We start from the raw sequence: 21,830 nt of genomic DNA, 5'->3' as shown, positions 1-21,830 counted from the left end.
TTGATGTGGACGCTTAATTACAGTAGAAATTATAGTTTTGGTCGTTAATGAAATCACTACAGAAAAGAAGAGGAGAAGTAATGGCTCCTTGACACAATTCTTTAGTAGAGTTTACCGATAAGATTCTCGAATTTGGCGAAAATCCTCCAAATGCAGTTCGGGTAATAGAGTGTTTCATGCGTGAGGTGAAAACTCCTAAAGCCCCATCTAAGTTTGTAAAAGTGGGTTTGTTTTGCGCTAGGCTAGAAGAAGGTTTATTTACTAATATATAGTTGTATAAATCTTCAGATCCGCCAACCACTTGAAAACGCATAGAATGCAAAGTTCTTTTGATTACATCCTCGTCTTGTGGAATTGAGTTTCTTAATAATTCATAGAAGTTAATTCCATTCATATTGATGAGCCCTAAGGTAGTACTTTCTCTATCTTGTTCTCCAATTTTCCACTCTAAGGTTTTTTGAGTACTGCCCGCGGCAGTAAATTCGTTATAGGTAATAAAGATACGGTAGTCGTACACCACTGCATTTACCCCCTCAGAGAATTTAAATGCTTCATTTTTGTAATCTCCTTTGTCTTCAACTTTATCTTCCGCAAAGTTCAATTGAGTTATATTTTTTGGATCTGTTACTTCCACTCCATAAACCAACTCGGTTGAAGCTGTTACGATGTGAGAACCATTGTTCAAGTCTAATTCTAAATCTAATCGAGCCTCCGGATTTAACTTATTCGTAGCAGGTGTTTGAAAGTAATACACCACTTGCTCAGGCGCGTAGAAAACTCCTTCTTCTTTGTTGGTAATCGTTGTGTCTCTTAAAGTAAATTCTCTAATTTTTGTTCCGTTTACAAATTCTGCAACTTTACCTTCTACAGACTTAAAATAAGAAGAATCTGGTATTTGCGCGAACTCAAAGGAATTTCCATCTCCCAAGAAAGTCTTGTTAATCTTGATGTAGTGTATGGTATCGTTAGCGTCTATAATGGCATGAACTATCGGTGTTTCTTGGTATTCTCCGTTGATACTAAATTCTGTACTACACGAGAATAGTAAAAGACCACTGAAAAGTGTTAGAAAAAAAGATAATTGTTTCATGCTTTATAGTTTAGGTGGTAAAGTTAAATGAAAATTGACCAAATACATAACCATTCAGTCAATTCTCATAACTTGTGAATCAATGATTTATTTTACTCTGTTTAATCCCATGGCTTTCAACATCCATTTTGGGAGGTGTTTTTCAGGGTTTCTATTTTTTAGATTGATGTACCAACCTAATTTCTGAGCAACGGGTACTTTGTGAGTTTCTACAAACTCTATTAGGGTACCGTCTTGATCTTCGATGTAAGAAAATCTACCTCCGGCTTCTCCCATGTCAAAGGTTTCTCCTGTGTCTATGGTGAAAGGGAATCCTGCTTTTGCACATTCTTCTTTCAAATCTTCCATGCGTTGAACATCAAAACATAGGTGTATGAACCCCCAGTCTCCCCAATATCTGTTTTCGAAGATTTTACGACAATCTGTTCTTTCTACAGCTTGTACGAGTTCTATTTTAGTAGGACCCAAAAGTTGGGCAAATGGTCCTTTTCTTAATTGCGGGTGAGAAAGCAAAACACGTCTTACTTTTTTATCACCTTGTGGTAAGTCAGAGAAACAATCTGCTACCTCAGTAACGTCATATTCTACCTTAGAATATCCGAGTACATCCGCATAAAGTTTCAGGGCCTTGTCTATATCGCTAACGCCTATCATAGATCCAGCAACTCCCCCCGTTTTTCCTGCAAATTTAGTTTTAGAGAAAACTACCTGTTCTTGAACAACGTTGAAAATGTTTCCGTTAGGGTCTTCCACAAAGAAATGAGGTTCACCGTTTGGTGCTGTTTTAAGTGCTCCTAAAACCTTTGCACCTTCTTTTTTCATGTAGTCGTATGAGGCTTTTACATCTCTTGATTTAATTCTACAAATGTATAATCCGTAATCGCCAAGTTGAATAGGAAATTCTGCTTTTTCTGTGTTACGAGATGTGAATTGCCAGATTTCGAATCCACCACCACCTTCCATAGAAAGTGCTAAAGTTGCTGTTCTTTTTTGAACAACACCTCCTGTGTAAGGAGTCATTAAGGGTGCTTCAGCAGCTTCTTCAAAAACTTTTACATCTACACCAAAGAATTTTCTGTACCATTTCCATATCTCTTCAACATTAGGTACACCTATACCCATTTGTTGAATACCACATATAATTTTTCCCATACCTTAAATTTGATGGGTAAAATTAATATTCTAATTAAGATAAAAAGGATTTTTATAGAATTAACGGATGGCTCTATCGTTGAAAAGTACATAACCAAAACTCAATTGAACACTCCACGGTTTTTCCTGTACAGGGAAGTAGTTTGTGGTGAATCTTACCGGACCAATTGGACTGTTATAAATGATAGAACCTGCGGCCATTATTTTAGGTTCTCCCCAAGATGCGTAGTAGAAGTTTCCTTCGTTAGACCTTTCAATTTTCTTGATGGGTTGAAAAATATAGGGGTCTATACGTAAATCTAGCGCGTTGTTTAAGGACCAAATAAAATTCATTCCTCCTCCTAAATATTGTGCGGCTCTGTAGTCTTCGAAGAAATATGTTTTGGCATCTGGTAAGGGTGAAAAACTCGGTGCGCTAAGTATGGATGCTGTGTAGTTGGCAAAGAGGGCTTGGGTGTTGAATACTCCCTGACCGGTAAAACCAAATTTAAATTGTTGGGTTCTCACCGGAAAATAACTCCCTTTCACTTCCACATTTAACCAGGTGTGCTTTTTTCTGAAATCATAGTCTATCGGAGAGGTGGACCCAGAAACACTTCTTTCCTTTCCTGAAACAAAACGAGCTTTGACGTAAAGTTGGTACCCTTCACTTGCCCATTGCTTGCGGTTAAGGGTGTTGGTATTGAAAATTAAGGCAGCGGATTGACCGTCAAAAAAGGTAACGTCGGCAGTATCTGAACTTAAAAAATCATCGGTTTGGTAGTAGTTGTCTTCCAAGCTAAAGTCTCTAAAGTCAAACTCTAAAGTTCTTTTGTTACCTAAGGGAAAACTGAAGGTTGCCCCATAGTAGTCTTCATTTTGCACCAAGAAAGAAGGTTTTACTTCTTCAAAGAAAGTGGCGAAATTGATGAAATAATCCCACCTGTTTCTTACGTAATATGCACTAAATCTAAACGGATAACTTGCAGGTATATCAAAGGTACCCTTCAATTTTCCTGAACCATAAAATTTCCCGAAATATGTTGAGGCTTGAACGTTAATTCCTGTTTTTCTCAAGCCAGCGAAGGAGGCCGCTAGATAACCTGTATTTACTGCTCTCGAAGAAAGGTGTCCTCCAACATCAAACTTTAAGTTCTTTTCTTTTTTAACATATAAGAAAAGGGCATGGGTGGAATCGCTCACTTTTTTTAAGGTCGGATAAAGGAAGCTTATTTGTGGTGAGGAATAGGCTCTGAAATATCTTTTTTTGAGTAAATCTTGGTCTAAATTTCTTTTGCTGTTAGGGCCTTTGATAGATTGAATAACAAAGTCCAGCGTGTCACCATTTTTATCTAAAGCAACAACTTTTTCTATGTTCAAAGGTGTTTGTTGCGAGAAATAAGTTTGACGTTTGTTGCGGAGTTCCGTTTCTGTAGTAATTCTAAATATGTGTTCCCTTATACTGTCTAGTTTTGCTACCGTTTCCTTGTAGCCGGCATCTATGGCTTGTTTTACATTTTCAAACTCAAAGGTGTTGGTTCCAGTTTGGGGTTCTAATAATATACCTTGACTACAGGGTAAATCAAAAATGGTTGGTGTAACCAGCATGTTGGTAATCTGACTCACTATATCATCCTCTGTAGGTGGAGCAGCGTTGTAGGATACATTACTTCCTATGATATAATCAACATCAAATTCTTCGTATAGAACATCTGCAGGGAAGTTGTTGTAAAGTCCACCGTCAAAGTAAAGCACACTGTCTATGGTAATAGGGTTGATGTAAAAAGGATAAGTCATAGAAGCCCTTACAGCCTCATTCAAGTTTCCGGTTTTAAAGACCACACTTTTCTTGTTGGCTATATCTGAGGCCACGCAACGAAAGGGGATAAATAAAGAGTCAAAGTTTTGAGAATGATTGGCCGAGTTCAACCCGAGAATTTCTAACATTCTGTAATCCATCAAAGCTGGAGTTACAAAGTTAGTGGGCAAAGGGTTTCGGAGTAAACTGTCTGTATCCAAACGAAAGGAGAACATACTGGCATCCTGTTCGTCATTTCTGAGTAGAAAACTTGTTTCGGGAGTAAGTTCACCACGTGTCATGGTTTGAAATTCTTCCGAAAGTACCAAGGCTTTTATTTGTTTTGGGGAATATCCCGAGGCATACATAGCGCCTATAAACGCTCCTGCACTGGTACCTGTAATAAAATCTATGGGGATGTTGGCTTCTTCTAAAGCTTCGAGTACACCTATATGCGCCAAGCCCGTAGCTCCGCCACCACTCAAAACTACACCTACGCGCTGAGCATTAGCTTGCTGGGAAAGGAGTCCGCAACAGATTAATAAAAAAACTATTAGGTGTCTCAAACAAAAATTGTGTTATTTGTACAAAAATAGAAGAATTTTTAGAGAATCTAGGAAAGTGATATTAGATGTAATAGATCATATAGGGGTGTTCTTTTTGGCCATAAGTGGGGTGTTGACAGCATCAGAGAAAGACATGGATTTTTTCGGTGGATACATCATTGCATTTATCGCCTCTTTAGGAGGGGGTACCCTGCGCGATTTATTGCTGAATACAGATGTTGCCTGGATGTCGTCTATGAGTTTGATTATAACGGTAATGCTGGGGGCAACCATAGGTATATTTTTTCAAAGTAGCTTTCGAGAAATGAGGAAAACCTTCTTCGTTTTCGATACCCTGGGGATGAGTTTATTTACAATCGCTGGTTTGCAGAAAGGATTAGAGTTTGATCAATTGCCCTTTGTGGCTCTGTTACTGGGGGTAATTACTGCAACTTTTGGTGGTGTTATTCGCGATGTATTGTGTAACGATATACCGCTTATTTTTAGAAAAGAAGTCTACGCAACAGCTTGTATAAGCGGTGGTGGAATTTATTTAGTAGGGACCTACTTAGGATTTGGAAATTCTGTGCCTTTACTCGTAATCTCTATGAGTGTCATCGTTATTATACGTACTTTAGCGGTTTGGCGCAAATGGCATATGCCTTTGGTTAAAAATGTTTTTAATAAGAAGTAATGAAGAATTTAACAATCACAGTAAAAACGCTCTTTGGTTTGGAGCAAGTGCTGAAACAAGAGATAGAGGAGTTAGGATACAAAAATGTAAAAGAACTCAACAGAGCGGTTCAATTAGAAGGTGATTGGAAAACGGTTTACGATTTAAACTTGAATCTTCGTTGTGCAATTTCTGTTTTGGTAGAGCTAGATAGCTTTAGAATTACAGAGGAAAAAGACATTTACAAACGAGCTAAGCGTATAGATTGGACATCTTTGTTTACCATGGACAACACCTTTGCGGTTAAAGGTGCGGTGAATTCTACTTTGTTTAATCACTCACAATTCCCTTTCCTTTTGGTGAAGGATGCAATTGCTGATGTGTTCAGAGAAAAAGAAGGTGAAAGACCAGATGTCGATTTAAGAGATCCAGATGTAATGATAGACCTATATGTTAGGGAAAAGCAAGTAACCTTGTCTTTAAATACATCAGGTGTTCCTTTGTTTCAACGTGGATATAGAACAGGTACCGGTGAGGCGCCTTTAAATGAAGTTGTAGCTGCAGGTTTGTTAAAATTGTCTGGATGGGATAGAAAATCTACTTTGATAGATCCTTTCTGTGGTTCTGGAACTTTGGTGATAGAGGCTGCGTTAATGGCGGCGAACATTCCAGCAAACATTAAACGAGAATACTATGCTTTTCAGGGCCTAAAAACCTTTGACGAAAAAGCATGGAAGGAGATTTATGCGAAAGCCAATAAAAATGCGGTTGACTTAGGTTTTACCATTTATGGTTCTGATTTAGATGGAGAGGTAATTGTAAAAGCAAGAAGAAATGCAGGTGTGCTTCCTATCGTGGCCAATGTTGACTTCAGCGTAGCGAACTTTAAAGATGTTAAACGACCTACTCCTAAAGGGATGCTCATTACCAACCCTCCGTACGGAGAGCGTATGGGAGAGAATATAGACCGTATGTATGAAGAATTAGGAGATTGGTTTAAGCAAGAATTGAAAGGATACGAATGCTGGGTAATTTCTTCTTCTGAAGATGGATTTAAGAATTTAGGTTTACGTCCGGATAGAAGATTGAAATTATACAACGGTTCTTTACCTTGTAGTTTTAGAAAGTACAGCATCTACGATGGTTCTAAACGTGCTAAGTTTAATAATGAAGAATACAAGCCAAAACCTAGAAAGGGTAAACCGGCTCCAGCTCCAAAAAAGCGCAAAGAAGAAACCGACAATAAAGAGCAAGTAGTAACCAACAATTTGATGGATAAAATCAGAAAGATTAGAGGTGAAGGTGCAAGTAAATACGGAAAAAGAGAAGATGATTAAAGCACTTTAAATAGTTTAAAAAATCCCAGTTCCTTAGAGCTGGGATTTTTTTTATGCTTCCTCTTCAAAAACTTTGGTGCATAAAAAATCCCGATTCAAATGAATGAACCGGGACTTATAAAAAGTTGCGTTAAGCTTATTTGCTAACTACTAATCTTTCTTGTTTTACTTCACCGTTTTCGAATCTAACAGCGTAGAAGTAAACTCCATTTTCTAAATCAGAAACATCAACTGTTTCAATTTCGTTTTCAACAGCTACAGTTCTTACTGCTTTTCCGTTAACATCGTAAATAACGATTTCCTCAGCTCCTGTAGAAACTTCAAAGTTTACTGTAGAAGTTGCTGGGTTAGGGAATGCAGAGATAGCGTTAACAACTTGACCAAACTCGGTTGTACTTGCTGTAGATCCAGCAAATTGTATGTCGTTACAAGATTGGTTGTTTGTCATGTCTGTCTCAGATACAAAGTTGTAAGAAGAATCAGAATCTGCTAACAATACAACTACACAGAAAGAGTGTTGGTTGTTATCTCCCAATTGTGGGAAACTGAATATGTCAGTTGTGTAAGTGAATGATCCTCCTGCTGCAATAGTACCAGTAGTTCTGTTTGCTGCGTAAACACCTTGTGTTACCAATTGTCCATCTAAAGCTAAACCGAAGTATACAGTATCTTCAACAACTAAGTCATCAGGACCGTTATTCGTAACAGTAAAGTCTAAATCGAAAGCTACTCCTTGAGTAATTACGTCATTAGTTGCTGGTAAGTTTAAAGTAACAGCGATTTCTTTTTGTCCGAATGTTAAAGCTGCAACAGCTGAACAAGCGATTGTAAGTAAAAATTTTTTCATAGTTATATTTTTTAATTGCGGCACAAAAGTGCTCATTTTATATTAATTACCATAACCGTTTATGTATAAAATCGATTATTTGGTACTTTCAATTAGTAAATTTAAGATGTTTTGAGCAGCTTTGGAAATTTTTGTTCCAGGTCCAAACACCCCAAAAACACCGGCTTCATACAAGAAATCATAGTCTTGTTGAGGTATTACTCCTCCGGCAACTACCATAATGTCTCCTCGGCCTAATTTTTCTAATTCTTCTATTACTTGTGGAACCAAAGTTTTGTGACCTGCAGCCAATGAACTCACACCTAATACGTGTACGTCATTTTCTACAGCTTGCTTGGCTGCTTCTGCAGGTGTTTGGAACAAAGGTCCTATATCTACATCAAATCCTATGTCGGCAAATGAGGTTGCGATAACTTTAGCACCTCTGTCATGACCATCTTGTCCCATCTTCGCCACCATAATTCTCGGACGTCTTCCTTCTAGTTCTGCGAACTCATTGGCCAAAGCCTGAGCATTTTCAAAGTCTTTATCTTGCATAGCTTCTGATGAATAAACACCACTAATAGATCGAATTGTTGCTTGGTATCTACCAAAAGTTTTCTCCATGGCTGCTGAAATTTCACCCAAAGAGGCTCTGTCTCGCGCACAATCTACTGCAGCTGCCAATAAATTTCCTTTTCCTGTAGCGGCAACTTCTTCTAACTTCGCCAAAGAAGCTTTCACTTTTGCATCGTCTCTTTCCGCTCTTAGTTTCTCCAGACGTTCAATTTGAGAAAGACGCACTTTAGTGTTGTCAACCTCTAAAATTTCAATAGCATCTTCCTTTTCTAATTGGTAGCGGTTTACACCTACTAAAATATCTTTTCCAGCATCTAAACGCGCTTGTTTTCTTGCCGCAGCTTCCTCAATACGCATTTTTGGAACTCCTGTTTCTATGGCTTTGGCCATTCCACCCAATTCCTGAACCTCTTCAATCAACTCCCACGCTTTGTCCACCAACTCTTCGGTTAATTTTTCAACGTAGTAACTTCCTGCCCAAGGGTCAATAACATCCGTAATTCCAGTTTCTTCCTGTAGGTAAATTTGCGTGTTACGCGCTATACGTGCAGAGAAATCTGTTGGTAAAGCAATGGCCTCGTCCAAAGCATTGGTGTGTAATGATTGTGTTCCACCAAAGGCTGCAGCCAAGGCTTCTATACACGTTCTTGCCACGTTGTTGAAAGGATCTTGCTCTGTTAAACTCCATCCAGAAGTTTGGCAGTGCGTTCTCAACGCCAAAGATTTTGGATTCTCAGGGTTAAACTGTGCTACTAATTTCGACCAAATCAAACGACCGGCTCTCATTTTAGCAATCTCCATGTAGTGGTTCATTCCAATGGCCCAGAAGAAACTCAAACGCGGTGCAAATTCATCCACTTTTAAACCAGCTTCTATACCAGCTTTTAGATATTCTAAACCATCTGCCAAGGTATAAGCTAACTCAATTCCTGCGGTTGCACCTGCTTCTTGCATGTGGTAACCAGAAATAGAAATAGAGTTGAATTTCGGCATGTTTTGAGAAGTGTACTCAAAGATGTCTGAAATGATTTTCATCGAAGGCTTGGGCGGGTAGATGTAGGTATTTCGTACCATGAACTCCTTCAAAATATCATTCTGAATGGTTCCTGCCAAGTCTTTCTTGTCAACGCCTTGCTCTTCTGCTGCAACAATGTAAAAAGCCATAATAGGAATTACAGCTCCATTCATGGTCATAGAAACCGACATCTTGTCTAAAGGAATTTGATCAAACAAAACCTTCATGTCTAAAATGCTGTCTATGGCAACACCGGCTTTTCCAACGTCTCCTACCACACGTTCATGATCTGAGTCGTAACCTCTGTGTGTCGCTAAATCAAAAGCAACCGATAAACCTTTTTGTCCAGCCGCCAAATTACGTCTGTAAAAAGCATTCGATTCTTCTGCCGTACTAAATCCAGCATATTGACGAATGGTCCAAGGCCTCACCGTATACATTGTGGAGTAGGGGCCTCCCAAATAAGGAGGTAAACCACTTACGTAAGCCGTGTGTTTACTATCTTTTATGTCTTCTTTGCTGTAAAAATTCTGTAATTTAATTTTCTCAGCGGTATCGAATATTTCTTTGGCTTCGTGCTTAGGAGCAGACGCCGTTGTTTTAATATCTAATGTTCTAAAATCTACCTTCTCCATTACAATTCTACGTTAGCGTCTCTTTCTAAAATTAATTCACTTCCAAACACCGTTTTTTCGGCTGCTAGCCACGTGTTGTCTTCATCTGTAATGTTCGGAAATTTGTTGATTCCTATCAAGGTGTTTTTCTTTTCTTCCACACTGGCAATACGTTGTGCTCTAATTGCATTTACGTCAGCGATAAAAGCATCCATTTCTCCGTTCTCTAAAGCTTGGAAACGCTTCCATGCATTTTCTTCCAAAACTTCAGTAATGGCTTCTAAAGCATAAGCTCCACCAGCCGGGTCTATTACTTTGTCTATGTAAGACTCTTCTTTTAAAATCAAAGAAATGTTGTTGGCCATACGCTGTGTAAACTCTGGACGTTTGTTGGTTGCTCTTTGGTCGTACGGACGAACCACTATAAAATCAGCTCCACCCACTGCAGCACTTAAACATTCTGTTGTTAAACGTAGTAAGTTAGTGTAAGGATCTTTCACCGATTTGTTTACATCTATCGTTTGAGCTTCTATGGTAGCTACCTTAGAACACGCATGCTCAGGTTGATATTGCTCCACAATAAAGCTCCACAATTTACGCAACACTCTGAATTTGGCGATTTCTAAAAAGTAAAGGTTTCCTATACCCAATTTGAAGTGTATACAAGCTGCAGCATTATCCACGCTCACACCGTTCTCTATCAAAAGGTGTAATTCTTCATGCCCTTTGTGCAAGGCATAAGCAATTTCCTGCGTAGAATTTCCACCACTCACCAAAACTTCTCTTGCGTCTATACAAATGTTTTTGGCAACCGAGTTTTTAGAAAGTATACGTACTTTATTTTCAGTTTGGTAAGCAATCTCTTGGGCCAATTCAAATTGTTCCTCATTGTTTACCGTAATAAATGTATGGATGTGTGCAAAGCCTATTCCTTCAACTACGGTTTTACATTCTTCATTAGAGAAATTTCCGAAGTCCAAACGCAAAGCTGTGTTTCCTTTCATCAAAGCATCTAGCGCATAAGCATTTTGAGCTTTAGCATCTAAATTGGCAGGAACCTCCGCCATGATTTCCCAGGCATTTTGTTCAAATTTTCCGCCTCTTTTATAGTCACCCGTTCCAGGTATTTCATTTTCTACCTCAGAGGTAGAGTAGTGGTAATTTGCTTTGTAGCTTATTTCTTCCAAGGGATAGGTATTGGTCATCGCTTCTTCGAAGTCGCTACCTCTTAAATCCTTGGTTATTTTGGCTTGCCAGTCGTTTAAACTGGGTATTGTAAAATCTTTGAAAAAATCACTCATAATTTTAGTTTCAATCGCTCAGCGTTACCCACAAAAATATAAAACTAAAGAGGAGTAGCACCCATGTCCAAGGGCGAATCAGAAAGAATTGTGTGAAATTTTAAAGTTAGGGGCAAAGTTGCTGTAAAAAGTAGATCAATTTTGGGAAAATTATCTCCTTTTTTCGCACCGGGCCTTACGCTGTAGTTGTAGCATTAAAATTCCTTTAAAACTAGGTCAGAAAAAGAGCTTCTTGGGTCGCTTTTTTCTTCTGAGTTTTGGCAGGTTTTTACTCCTCCAAGCTGTCGCTGCAGTCCCTCTTTGATGCTTTTTGTAAAGCTAAGAAGTTGAGTGTAGCCACCGCCGTCATTAGTACAGACCCTATGGCCACACCAAAATAAGGTAGACGCAGTAGAAGTGTAAAAAGGGCACCCGTTAAAATCATATAGCCAAACTTGTTTAATGCAAATTTATAACTGTTTTTACTAGAGATTTTGTGGCGTTCTAAAGAGAAGTCGTAAAAAGCAAACCCAAACCAAAAGCTATTGATTATAAGTAAGTACACGGGGGTGAGGCTATCCAGGTTAAAAAGGTTGGCCAGAGTTAAATCCCAAAGAATGAAAAGGAAAATATCTATTACAAAACCTATCAATAATATACCTATCATGCGGATAACATCCTTGATAATTTGCTCCCATCCACTTTTAAAAGTAGAACCCGTAACTTCATTTTCTATGCGCTCACTTAAGAGGGTGTTGAAAGGAGATAAGAGGGTTAAAATAAAAAACTGCAAAATGTAAATTAAGCCTACTTCGCTCCAGGTATCCATGGCAGCAAATCCTGTTCTTAAACTACTTCCAACCCATGGAATTTCTCCTGCGTAATCCAATAATCCGAAAATGAAATGGATAATTTTCACCAAAAGGAAAAAGAAAAAACTCACCAAAATACCAGGGATAAAGAAGATTAAAAATTTTCCCTTGCTTAAGAGTTGTATGCTTTGTAGTAGACTTTGTAGATGGTTGCGCAGTAGTTGCATGTTTAAAACAAATTTAAAATCAATAAGGTGATGCCGTAAAACGCTATGGTACCCATGAAAAATAGTTTTCCTCCTCTATATCCGCGGGTGTACCAGTAGTAACTATTGATAGATCCTGCAATTAGTGCAGGAATCAAGGCCAAAATGTAGCTCTGCATTTTTTTTCGGCAAAAATAACTTTTCCTAAAATATAAAAAAGATGGCATAGCTTTTGAATTTGTGTGTACAGATTTAAAATTTAAAAAGATGAAAACATTCATGTATAAAGCACTGGCATTAACGGCAATGTTTACTTTTCTTGCGGGTGTTGCAAGTGCAGGAGATCACGAAAAAAATCCCTTGTATAGAAGCTGCCCAAGAGCTATAGCAATACCCATAGAAAAACCAGCCCCCGATGCAATTATTAAAAATTATCCAGTGAAAAAAGTGGACAGAAATTTAGCCACAGAACATCTTCCCCTACAAGTTAGAAAAATGGAAAAATTAGTTCGCTAATTCCATTAACTTCATCTGAGTCCCGAAATTTTTCGGGACTTTTTTTATGGCTATAACTCCCGTGAATACTGTGTTTTTAACTTAGGAGAAAAATAATTTTAAAAATTTTCTTGCTTTTAAATTTTATTCTACTCTATCTTTGTGGCGTCGAAGAACACAGGTTCCTCGATTTATGTAGAAGAGGTGAGAGACAGGCTCTATGACCCTCTGGCAACCCGCTCAAACGATGAGCATGGTGCCAATTCCTGATAGATAAATTGAGTGATGTAAACTGTGAAATTCTAGCTTCGGCAATTTCCAAATTTGTTTTTACATAAAAATTGCGCAAGTCATTGTCCTTGCTGTGAGTTTTTACTTTTTGCATTCGCTCCAAAATTATTTTTGAATGAAAAATAACGTGGAGAAATGGATAACAGAAGAAGATTTTCTTTTGGAGTCTGGCGAAAAATTAGAGGATTTGATTGTGGCTTACCAAACTTTTGGTACCCTCAATCCTCAAAAGGATAATGTGGTGTGGATTTGTCATGCACTCTCTGGTGATACAAACCCAACCCAATGGTGGGAGGGCATCGTAGGTCCAGGTTTGGTTATAGATACCAAACGCTATTTTGTAGTCTGTGCCAATAACTTGGCCTCTCCTTATGGATCTACTCATCCTCTATCTTTTAAGCGCAACAAAGAGCGTTACTTTAGAAGTTTTCCCTTGGTAACCACCCGTGATACGGCACGTGCCTTTGATCTTTTGAGAATTTCCTTGGGGATAAGCAAAATTAAGCACCTTGTTGGGACTTCTTACGGCGGACAAATCGCCTTAGAATGGAACATACTCAACAGCAATGTTTTTGAATCATCCATTTTAATTGCGACGAATGCACAACATTCACCACATGGAATTGCATTCAACGAATCGCAACGATTGGCCATAGAGAGTGATGGGAGTTTTTACCGCAAGAGTTTATTAGGGGGCAAAACCGGATTGGTTGCTGCGCGGTCCATCGCACTTTTGAGTTACAGAACTGCTGCCCTGTACAATCAGACGCAACAAGAAAACTTCAACGGTGAACTCAGCAAATTTAAAGCTTCTAGTTACCAACAATACCAAGGAGTAAAGTTTGCTTTGCGCTTCGATGCTTTTAGTTATCACGCCATTACCAAAAGCATGGATGCCCACAATGTTGGGAGAAATAGAGGCGGACTCCATAGGGCTTTAGGAGTGATACAAAACCCATGTTTGGTGATAGGAGTGAACAGTGACGGACTCTTTCCAAAAGAAGAACAAGAGTTTTTAGCCGAGCAAATTCCAAATGCGCAATTAGGTATCATAGATTCTCCTTACGGACATGATGGTTTCCTCATCGAAAAGGAGCAAATCATAGAGTACCTCGATGATTACATCAACAACAATTTTAACAGAAACAAGATTACAAAATTTAAGAAAGTAGCGGTATGAGCACAAAGTTAAACATAGGATTATTCGGATTTGGATGTGTGGGAAGTGGATTGTACAAAGTACTGCATGAAACACAACAAATTAAAGCCAACATAGAACGCATTGTTGTAAAAGATAGAAGCAAAAAGAGAAGTATAGCTCCAGAATTATATGGTTTTGATAAAGCAGAAATTTTAGAAAACCCCAACATTAACCTGGTGGTTGAATTGATAGATGATGCAGAAGCTGCGTATGAAATAGTAACCGAAGCTTTGCGTAGGCAAAAACATGTGGTAAGTGCCAATAAAAAGTTAATTGCCGAGCATTTGGACGAATTGATAGACTTGGCCAAAGACAATGGAGTTTCCTTTTTATACGAGGCAGCAGTATGTGCAAGTATTCCTGTAATTAGAAATATAGAGGAGTATTATACATCAGATGTACTCTCGCGTTTAGAAGGTATCTTCAATGAGACATCCAATTACATTTTAACACAAACCGATGCCGGTAAATCTTATGATGAAGCCTTGCAAGAAGCCAGTGATTTAGGCTATGCAGAGTCTGATCCAACCCTTGATGTAGATGCTTTTGATGCCAAGTTTAAGTTGTGTATTTTGGTGAAACACGCCTTTGGTTTAACGGTAGAACCTAAAGATGTTTTCAATTATGGGATTCGTCATATTAAACAAAGAGATGTAAGGTATGCCAAGGAGAAGGGATTAAAAGTGAAACTTTTGGCAAAGGCGGTTAAATTAAATGACAAACTTTTGGCCTATGTTGCTCCACACTTTATTCCTGCCGACCATAACTGCTATGCCATAGATAATGCTTTGAACGGTGTAACAGTTGAAGGTTTGTTTTCTGATGAGCAATTGTTCAAAGGTCAGGGTGCGGGAAGTTTACCTACGGCGAGTGCAGTGTTAAGCGATATTTCGGCATTATTATATGACTATCAATACGAGTATAAAAAATCGAATGTGTTAACGGATTTAAGTTTAACGCAAGATTTTAAAGTGAAAGTGTATGTAGGTTCAACAGATGCCAAGCGTCTAGAAGAGCTTTCTTTCTTGCACGTGGAAGAAAATTACCAAAGTGCAGATTACTATTATAAAACAGGTTGGATTAGGTTCGAAGATTTACTTCCCTTAAATTTAAATGCGACGGCAGATTTATTTGTAGCCGTATTACCAGAGAATGAAGTAGAACTGGCTTCTCAACCCAAAGTGGAAGCCCTAAATTATGTATGAAATGAAATTATCCTTAGTAAAAGAGCAAGAAAAACTAGACTTCAATATTTATAAAGCGGGAGACTTAGTCGGTAGATCTACAGCGAGTGCGGCAGTAGGGGGTAGCGACGATGGTTTGCGACCTATGGAAATGTTTGCCTCAAGTTTAGCCCTGTGCACAAGTATAGATACGGTACACATCTTAAATAAACAACGCATTTTCTTAGAACACTTTGAAGTGAATATAGAAGCCGAACGTGTGAAAGATCAAGTGCCCGCCATTTTTAAGGAAATTATTCTAGAGTTTGTAATCACGGAAGAAGAGCATTTGGCAAAGGTGGCGAAAGCGGTTAACCTGAGTATCAATAAGTACTGTTCGGTAAGGAATATGATAAAAGACGAAGTGAAAATAGAAACCAAAATACGACTGAAAGAATGAGAGACGAAACTTTGGCCATACGATTACAAAATGAAAAGTCTCCTTTTGGAGAGCACAGTACTCCTTTGTATTTAACCAGTAGTTACGCTTTTGAAAATGCGGAGCACATGCGTGCACTGTTTGCAGATGAACAAGAAGGAAATATCTACTCGCGTTATTCTAATCCTTCGGTAAGTGAGTTTATAGATAAAATGTGCCGACTGGAAAAAACTGAAGCGGGTTTTGCAACTGCCTCTGGTATGGCAGCAGTATTCTCAACTTTTGGGGCTTTGTTAGAGAAGGGAGATCATGTTGTAAGTTGTAGCGCCATTTTTGGAAGTACGCACAAGTTGTTTACGGAGATTTTACCCAAATGGGGCATACATACAAGTTATGTAGGGAGTCAGGATTATGAAGGTTTTGAACGCGCTATTTTGCCAACAACCAAGTTGGTTTATGTAGAAACGCCTTCTAATCCGGGCTTGGATATCGTGGATTTAGAACGCTTGGGTGAGATTTGTAAAAAGCATGGACTTTTATTAGTAGTAGACAATTGTTTCGCTACACCTATTATTCAGAAACCCATTGAGTTTGGGGCGGATATCGTGATTCACTCGGCAACAAAATGGATAGATGGTCAAGGTAGAACCATGGGAGGAGTGATTTTATCTACACAAGAAATTATAAAAAAAGTAGAGGGTTTTGCCCGACATACAGGACCTTGTTTGAGTCCGTTTAACGCGTGGGTGCTGAGCAAATCTTTAGAGACTTTAGCCCTACGTATAGAAAAACACTCTGCTAACGCAGCTTCTTTGGCAGAACGTCTGGCGATACATCCAGCTGTGGAAACTTTAAAGTATCCGCATTTTAGAACACATCCACAATATGCTTTAGCAAAGAAACAAATGAGGCTTGGAGGAGGAATAGTAAGTTTTGAAATAAAAGGAGGTTTAAGTGCGGGACGAAAATTTTTAGATGCTTTACAAATGTTATCGCTTACGGCCAATTTAGGAGATACCAGAAGTATAGCCACACACCCTGCAAGTACAACACATTCAAAATTAACACCAGAAGATAGAGCCAGCGTTGGGATATCGGATGGCTTAATTCGTTTGTCGGTTGGTTTGGAACATTTAGAAGATATTGTAGCGGATGTTTTCCAGGCTTTGGAAGTGAGTCAAAAAAAGTAATACTCGATTTATTGAATCACCGCAACTTTGTTCAATCAGCATAAGACTGTTTTTTGAAAAGTTAGTTTATAGTGTTATATATTGTCTTAAGGTTTATAAAAAACAATGTGATTGATTGCGTTTTTATAAAGGACAAGTTGTGGTGATTCAATTTATTTCTACCAGCGGTAGTAGCGGCATAACTTAAACAAAAGGGCTAAGGAAACTTGGGTGAAATTTGCGACCACCGGAAGCGCAATTGCGCCTTAGTTGAATTTGCATTTTTGGCAAGTTATACAGCGGAAAACGCGGCCGGTAGCCTCCAAAACATTGCCTCAATATTAATCGAAGGCTCTTATTTAAAAGTTATAAATAATATCTATAGTTGATTAGAAATAATCATTTTTACCAATGGTTAAAATGCTCGTTCTTTGTATTTGTAAACCAATTCAAGTACAGGATGAAAAGAACATTATTTACAGGAGCTATTCTTTTAGCGCTTGCTTCGTGCAACACAGAGAAGCCCGCTGAAATGGAGGTGACAGCAGGAGGAAGCTGTCCTTTAGGATTTGATCAGAACAGGTCAACAGGACAAGTTATCGCCAACGTTGGAACAACAAATAAAGATTGGTGGCCCAACCAATTAGATCTTAGTGTACTGCGTCAAAATTCAATGAAGTCTAACCCTATGGGAGAGGATTTCGATTATAAGGAAGAGTTTGAAAAGTTAGATTACCAAGCCTTGAAAGCTGATTTAACTGCGTTGATGACGGATTCTAAAGATTGGTGGCCCGCTGATTTTGGTCATTACGGACCTTTCTTTATACGTATGGCTTGGCACTCTGCGGGTACGTACCGTACCGGTGATGGTAGAGGAGGTTCTAGAGCCGGACAACAACGTTTTGCGCCTTTGAACTCTTGGCCAGATAATGCCAACTTGGATAAAGCAAGAAGACTTTTATGGCCCATTAAGCAGAAATATGGAAACAAAATTTCTTGGGCCGATTTAATGATATTAACCGGAAATGTTGCCTTAGAATCTATGGGCTTTGAAACCGTTGGTTTTGCAGCAGGTAGAGAAGATGTTTGGGAACCAGAAGCGAATGTTTACTGGGGAATGGAGCAAGAATGGTTAGGTGATAAGCGCTACTCTGAGGATAGAGAATTAGAAAATCCTTTAGCGGCAGTGCAAATGGGATTGATTTACGTGAATCCAGAAGGACCTAACGGAAATCCAGATCCAAAATTGGCAGCCCATGATATTCGTGAAACCTTCGGGAGAATGGGAATGAACGATGAGGAAACAGTGGCTTTGATTGCGGGTGGACACACCTTTGGTAAAACGCACGGTGCAGGACCAGCAGATCACGTTGGACCTGAGCCAGAAGCTGCAGGAATTGAAGAGCAAGGTTTGGGGTGGAAATCATCTTATAAGTCAGGTAAAGGTGCAGATGCAATTACTTCTGGATTAGAAGTTACGTGGACATCTACGCCAGCTAAATGGAGTCATGATTTCTTCAAGAGTTTGTTTGAAAACGAGTGGGAATTGGTGAAGAGTCCGGCAGGAGCACACCAATGGCAGGCGAAAAACCCTGAAAAAATGTACCCACATGCCTTTGATAAAGACAAAACAGTTGCACCAACGATGTTAACAACAGACTTATCGTTGAGAGAAGATTCTATTTATGCAGTCATTTCAAGAAGATTTTACGAGAACCCAGCGGAGTTTGAAAAAGCATTTGCAAAGGCTTGGTTTAAGTTAACACATAGAGATATGGGACCAAGTTCTAGCTATTGGGGACCAGAAGTGCCCAAAGAAGATTACATCTGGCAAGATCCAATTCCAGCGGTAGATCACGCAATTATTGGAACGAAAGAAATCAAAGACTTGAAGCAAACGATTTTAAATTCTGAATTGACACAACAACAGTTAATTGTTACGGCTTGGGCATCGGCTTCTACCTACAGAGAATCTGACAGAAGAGGTGGAGCCAACGGAGCACACATTCGTTTAGCACCACAAGCAAACTGGGAAGTAAACAACCCTGCAGAATTGAAAAAAGTATTGGCCGTTTACGAGGAAATTCAGAAGGATTTCAACGCTAAAAACTGGAACATGAAAGTTTCTATGGCTGACTTAATCGTATTAGGTGGAGTAGTAGCGGTAGAAGAAGCGGCACGTCAGGCAGGAGTAGAAGTTGAAGTTCCATTTACGCCTGGAAGAATGGATGCTTTGGCAGAACAAACCGACGCCGAAGGAATGGCTGTTTTAGAGCCTATGGCAGATGGATTTAGAAACTACCAGAAAACGGAATACACGCTAAAAACAGAAGAATTATTAGTAGATAAAGCACAGTTGTTAGGCTTAACAGCTCCAGAAATGACGGTTTTAGTAGGAGGTATGCGTGTCTTGAATGCGAACTATGATGGTTCTGCACATGGAGTTTTCACTGCTACTCCAGGAACCTTGAATAATGCCTTCTTCGTGAACTTGTTAGATATGGGAACAGTTTGGTCTGCAACTTCTGAAAACAAAATGGAATTTGTTGGAAAAGACAGAACTACGGATGAAATAAAATGGACAGCAACACGTGCAGATTTGATTTTCGGATCTAACTCTGAATTAAGAGCGATTGCTGAGGTTTATGCAACCAATGATGCCAACGAGAAATTTGTAAAAGATTTCGTAGCAGCTTGGACGAAAGTTATGAATGCGGATAGATTTGATATAGCGAAATAATGCACCGGTTTTTGTTTACAGATAAAACGGTTGATCTTTCGAGGTCAACCGTTTTTTGTATATTGGAACTTTAATCATCTAAATTCATATCATGAAAAGTAAACTCACCTTATTGGCAATCTTAAGTCTCCCGTTATTTGGTTTTTCGCAGCGTTTAAATGTAAATGCAGGGACTTCATTCTCTAAAATAGATTACCAACGTTTGTACGGAGATTATTTCGTGACTGACTATGAACAATACTTTATGGGGGTAAATCTTGGTTTTCAATTAGACTATTTGGAAAAAGAACATTTTTACCTATCTAGTTCTCTGAATTATTTACAAAAAGGTGGGACTAAAGAATATGTATTTCCAAGTCAAACTGAGGAAAAGTTAGAAAGTAGTCGGTTAAACTTTAACTATTTGAGTCTAAATACGGTGATTAACTATAAATTGAGTTTTCTTCCCTTCGAAAAATTGAATCCTGTTGTTTTTGCCGGGCCGCGAGTAGATTATTTAATGGGTTATAATTCTTCTCTTGATTTGGATATCAACGCCAATGACTTGATGTTTGGAATCAATGCCGGATTAGCTTTGAGGTACGATTTTCAAAAATTCAGTTTAGGATGGAATGCACATTTTTTACACAGCTTTAATAACCTTGCTGATATTAATTATGAACCGCCACATAATTGGCATAAAATTAAAGACCTTTCATTCTCTACACAACTGAGTTTTGGGTATAATTTCTAAGTTGACGTAATAAAAAAACTCGGTTTGCGTTTTTGATACAAACACCTTATAAATGAAAAAAATAACTTTAATCACCGCATTTTTAACCGTGCTTCCTTTGGCTAGTTTTTCACAGCGTTTAAACTTAAATGCAGGTACTTCTTTTTCCAAATTGGACTTTAATTATGAATTTTCTGAAAACCTAAATGGATACAATCATTTCACAGTTGGTTCGCACATAAGTATAAACTATGATTACGTAGAGAAATCATCCTTTCTCCTTTCTTCAGGAATACATTATGTTCAAAAAGGTGGTCAGGATGAAATTCCATTAGTGGATATGAATGGAAATTATTTAGGAGATATTACTGTGTATAGACACTTCAACTATGTAGGAGCGAATACATTTATTAATTACAAACTAGAGAAACTGTTTTTAGAGAAGTTGCATCCTTACGTTTTTGCTGGACCAAGGGTGGATATACTTTTAAGCGAAAAATCAAATGATCAGCTTAAACTTGACGGGGTAAACGATATCATGATTGGTTTTAACGGAGGTATAGGTTTACGTTATGATTGGAATCGTATCAACCTTGGATTTAGAGCTCAATACTTCCAAAACTTTCATCCGATGTATCGAAGAAAAGAGGGAGAATTTAGTTTTGTAGATGCAATAAATGACTATACTTTCTCCACTCAATTAAGTGTAGGGTATAATTTTTAACTCAAAATATTTAAAACAAAAAAGCGGCTATTCTTAAAGAGTAGCCGCTTTTTTTATATTCCGTAGAAACCTAATCTACACGTTCTATGTAATCGTCGTGAATCTCAACTTTACGCGCTTTGTATAAATTTCCTAATGACTTCTTAAAGGTCTTTTTACTCATTCCTAAACGCTCGCGGATATCGTCTGGGTGAGATTTATCTGTCAAGGCCAACTTACCACCGTTTTCAATAATGGCAGCATAAATTTTATCGGCATTGGGTTCTATCTTTTCGTAACCACTCTTGTCTAAACGTATGTCTAGTTTTCCATCTTCTCTAATGGTGTAGACATAACCAGTTGTTAATTCACCCTTTTTTAATGGACGAGAAATGTCGTTGTGGTAAATCAATCCAGAGTACATTTGGTTAACGATAACGTTTTGACCCAAATCAGTTTCGTTACAAATCAAAAGTTCTACTTTATCATCAACTTCTAGGTCCAATACCTCATCAAAGAAGTGTTTTTTTACTTTGGCCGTACCTACCAATCTACCCGTTTGTTCATCCAAATACATGTAGATGAGGTAGGTTCCATTTTCCTCCATTTTGGTGGTTTGCTCCTTAAAAGGTACGAGAAGATCTTTTTCCAATCCCCAGTCTAAAAAGGCACCGAACTTGGTCACCATTTTCACTTTTAAGTAAGCATATTCATTCAGCTTAATAAGCGGACGTTGCGTAGTGGCAACAATTCTATCTTCAGAATCGTGGTATAAAAACACATCAATTTCATCACCTTCCTTCATATCTTCTGTAAGATATTTGTTCGGTAATAAAACATCATTATCCTGATCGTCTCCTAAATAAGCACCCACACTTGTAAAGCGCAGGATCTCTAGTGTATTAACTATTCCAACTCTAAGCATGCTGCAAAGATAGGAGATTTACTGAGCAAATAAGTCTTTTGTAAAAAATAGAAATATGGTATGGATTGGTGCGGGGTAGAGTTTGA

At 38.4% G+C, this 21,830-nt stretch carries 19 protein-coding genes and 1 riboswitch; of the genes, 10 read left to right on the top strand and 9 right to left on the bottom strand.

Features of this window, described 5'->3' with window-relative positions; all coding sequences use genetic code 11:
* Positions 1-13 precede the first annotated feature (13 nt).
* From BM327_RS05605 to BM327_RS05595, 3 genes are all read right to left on the bottom strand, one after another.
* Positions 14-1,090 carry a DUF4249 family protein gene (locus BM327_RS05605; protein WP_090247336.1) on the bottom strand — a complete coding sequence of 359 codons (1,077 nt, stop codon included), beginning with the start codon at positions 1,088-1,090 and terminating at the stop codon, positions 14-16.
* Positions 1,091-1,177: 87 nt separating this feature from the next.
* Positions 1,178-2,242 carry a VOC family protein gene (locus BM327_RS05600; protein WP_090247335.1) on the bottom strand — a complete coding sequence of 355 codons (1,065 nt, stop codon included), beginning with the start codon at positions 2,240-2,242 and terminating at the stop codon, positions 1,178-1,180.
* Between the two features lie 60 nt (positions 2,243-2,302).
* The gene (locus tag BM327_RS05595; RefSeq protein ID WP_090247334.1) at positions 2,303-4,585 is read right to left on the bottom strand and encodes a patatin-like phospholipase family protein; all 2,283 of its coding nucleotides are present in this window, start codon (positions 4,583-4,585) and stop codon (positions 2,303-2,305) included.
* Positions 4,586-4,601: 16 nt separating this feature from the next.
* On the opposite strand from BM327_RS05595, the gene BM327_RS05590 reads away from it, so the two are divergent.
* Together BM327_RS05590 and BM327_RS05585 are read left to right on the top strand one after the other, a co-directional pair.
* Positions 4,602-5,258: a trimeric intracellular cation channel family protein gene (locus tag BM327_RS05590; protein ID WP_244526194.1), complete on the top strand. Its 657-nt coding sequence runs from the start codon at positions 4,602-4,604 to the stop codon at positions 5,256-5,258.
* A complete protein-coding gene (locus tag BM327_RS05585; protein ID WP_090247333.1) occupies positions 5,258-6,574 on the top strand; it encodes a THUMP domain-containing class I SAM-dependent RNA methyltransferase in 1,317 nt (438 codons plus the stop codon). Before BM327_RS05590 ends, BM327_RS05585 begins: the two co-directional genes overlap by 1 nt.
* A gap of 136 nt (positions 6,575-6,710) precedes the next feature.
* Here BM327_RS05585 and BM327_RS05580 read toward each other — a convergent pair whose 3' ends face one another.
* The 5 genes from BM327_RS05580 to BM327_RS15845 form a co-directional block, all read right to left on the bottom strand.
* Positions 6,711-7,421: a T9SS type A sorting domain-containing protein gene (locus tag BM327_RS05580; RefSeq protein WP_170853680.1), complete on the bottom strand. Its 711-nt coding sequence runs from the start codon at positions 7,419-7,421 to the stop codon at positions 6,711-6,713.
* 75 nt (positions 7,422-7,496) lie between these two features.
* The gene (scpA, locus tag BM327_RS05575) at positions 7,497-9,629 is read right to left on the bottom strand and encodes a methylmalonyl-CoA mutase (RefSeq protein WP_090247331.1); all 2,133 of its coding nucleotides are present in this window, start codon (positions 9,627-9,629) and stop codon (positions 7,497-7,499) included.
* Positions 9,629-10,909 (bottom strand): methylmalonyl-CoA mutase family protein, encoded by a 1,281-nt coding sequence (locus BM327_RS05570; RefSeq protein ID WP_090247330.1) that lies wholly within the window; start codon positions 10,907-10,909, stop codon positions 9,629-9,631. Before BM327_RS05570 ends, scpA begins: the two co-directional genes overlap by 1 nt.
* A gap of 268 nt (positions 10,910-11,177) precedes the next feature.
* Positions 11,178-11,927 (bottom strand): hypothetical protein, encoded by a 750-nt coding sequence (locus BM327_RS05565; protein WP_090247329.1) that lies wholly within the window; start codon positions 11,925-11,927, stop codon positions 11,178-11,180.
* 2 nt (positions 11,928-11,929) lie between these two features.
* Positions 11,930-12,085, bottom strand: coding sequence for a hypothetical protein (locus tag BM327_RS15845; protein ID WP_170853679.1), 156 nt, complete (start codon positions 12,083-12,085; stop codon positions 11,930-11,932).
* Between the two features lie 88 nt (positions 12,086-12,173).
* Between BM327_RS15845 and BM327_RS05560 the strand changes: the two genes are divergently transcribed.
* From BM327_RS05560 to BM327_RS05525, 8 genes are all read left to right on the top strand, one after another.
* Positions 12,174-12,422 (top strand): hypothetical protein, encoded by a 249-nt coding sequence (locus BM327_RS05560; RefSeq protein WP_090247328.1) that lies wholly within the window; start codon positions 12,174-12,176, stop codon positions 12,420-12,422.
* Between the two features lie 167 nt (positions 12,423-12,589).
* A riboswitch (SAM riboswitch) is annotated at positions 12,590-12,681 on the top strand.
* 126 nt (positions 12,682-12,807) lie between these two features.
* A complete protein-coding gene (locus BM327_RS05555; RefSeq protein ID WP_090247327.1) occupies positions 12,808-13,872 on the top strand; it encodes a homoserine O-acetyltransferase family protein in 1,065 nt (354 codons plus the stop codon).
* Positions 13,869-15,098 carry a homoserine dehydrogenase gene (locus tag BM327_RS05550; RefSeq protein ID WP_090247326.1) on the top strand — a complete coding sequence of 410 codons (1,230 nt, stop codon included), beginning with the start codon at positions 13,869-13,871 and terminating at the stop codon, positions 15,096-15,098. Before BM327_RS05555 ends, BM327_RS05550 begins: the two co-directional genes overlap by 4 nt.
* A 1-nt stretch (position 15,099) precedes the next feature.
* Complete coding sequence (locus tag BM327_RS05545; RefSeq protein WP_170853678.1) at positions 15,100-15,516, top strand: OsmC family protein; 417 nt, start codon at positions 15,100-15,102, stop codon at positions 15,514-15,516.
* Positions 15,513-16,685, top strand: a complete 1,173-nt coding sequence (locus tag BM327_RS05540; RefSeq protein WP_090247324.1) for a trans-sulfuration enzyme family protein — start codon at positions 15,513-15,515, stop codon at positions 16,683-16,685. The genes BM327_RS05545 and BM327_RS05540 overlap by 4 nt, the downstream gene beginning before the upstream one ends.
* Before the next feature lie 439 nt (positions 16,686-17,124).
* The gene (katG, locus tag BM327_RS05535; RefSeq protein ID WP_090247323.1) at positions 17,125-19,404 is read left to right on the top strand and encodes a catalase/peroxidase HPI; all 2,280 of its coding nucleotides are present in this window, start codon (positions 17,125-17,127) and stop codon (positions 19,402-19,404) included.
* 91 nt (positions 19,405-19,495) lie between these two features.
* Positions 19,496-20,137: an outer membrane beta-barrel protein gene (locus tag BM327_RS05530; protein WP_090247322.1), complete on the top strand. Its 642-nt coding sequence runs from the start codon at positions 19,496-19,498 to the stop codon at positions 20,135-20,137.
* Between the two features lie 52 nt (positions 20,138-20,189).
* Positions 20,190-20,840 carry a hypothetical protein gene (locus BM327_RS05525; protein WP_090247321.1) on the top strand — a complete coding sequence of 217 codons (651 nt, stop codon included), beginning with the start codon at positions 20,190-20,192 and terminating at the stop codon, positions 20,838-20,840.
* Between the two features lie 70 nt (positions 20,841-20,910).
* Here BM327_RS05525 and BM327_RS05520 read toward each other — a convergent pair whose 3' ends face one another.
* Positions 20,911-21,744 (bottom strand): CvfB family protein, encoded by an 834-nt coding sequence (locus tag BM327_RS05520; protein ID WP_090247320.1) that lies wholly within the window; start codon positions 21,742-21,744, stop codon positions 20,911-20,913.
* Positions 21,745-21,830: the final 86 nt, after the last annotated feature.

It is taken from the genome of Lishizhenia tianjinensis (assembly GCF_900116425.1).
In the GTDB taxonomy this organism is placed as follows: Bacteria; Bacteroidota; Bacteroidia; order Flavobacteriales_D; family Crocinitomicaceae; genus Lishizhenia; species Lishizhenia tianjinensis.
Note: the sequence above shows the minus strand (reverse complement) of the source record. Positions and strands in the feature narration are given on the sequence as shown.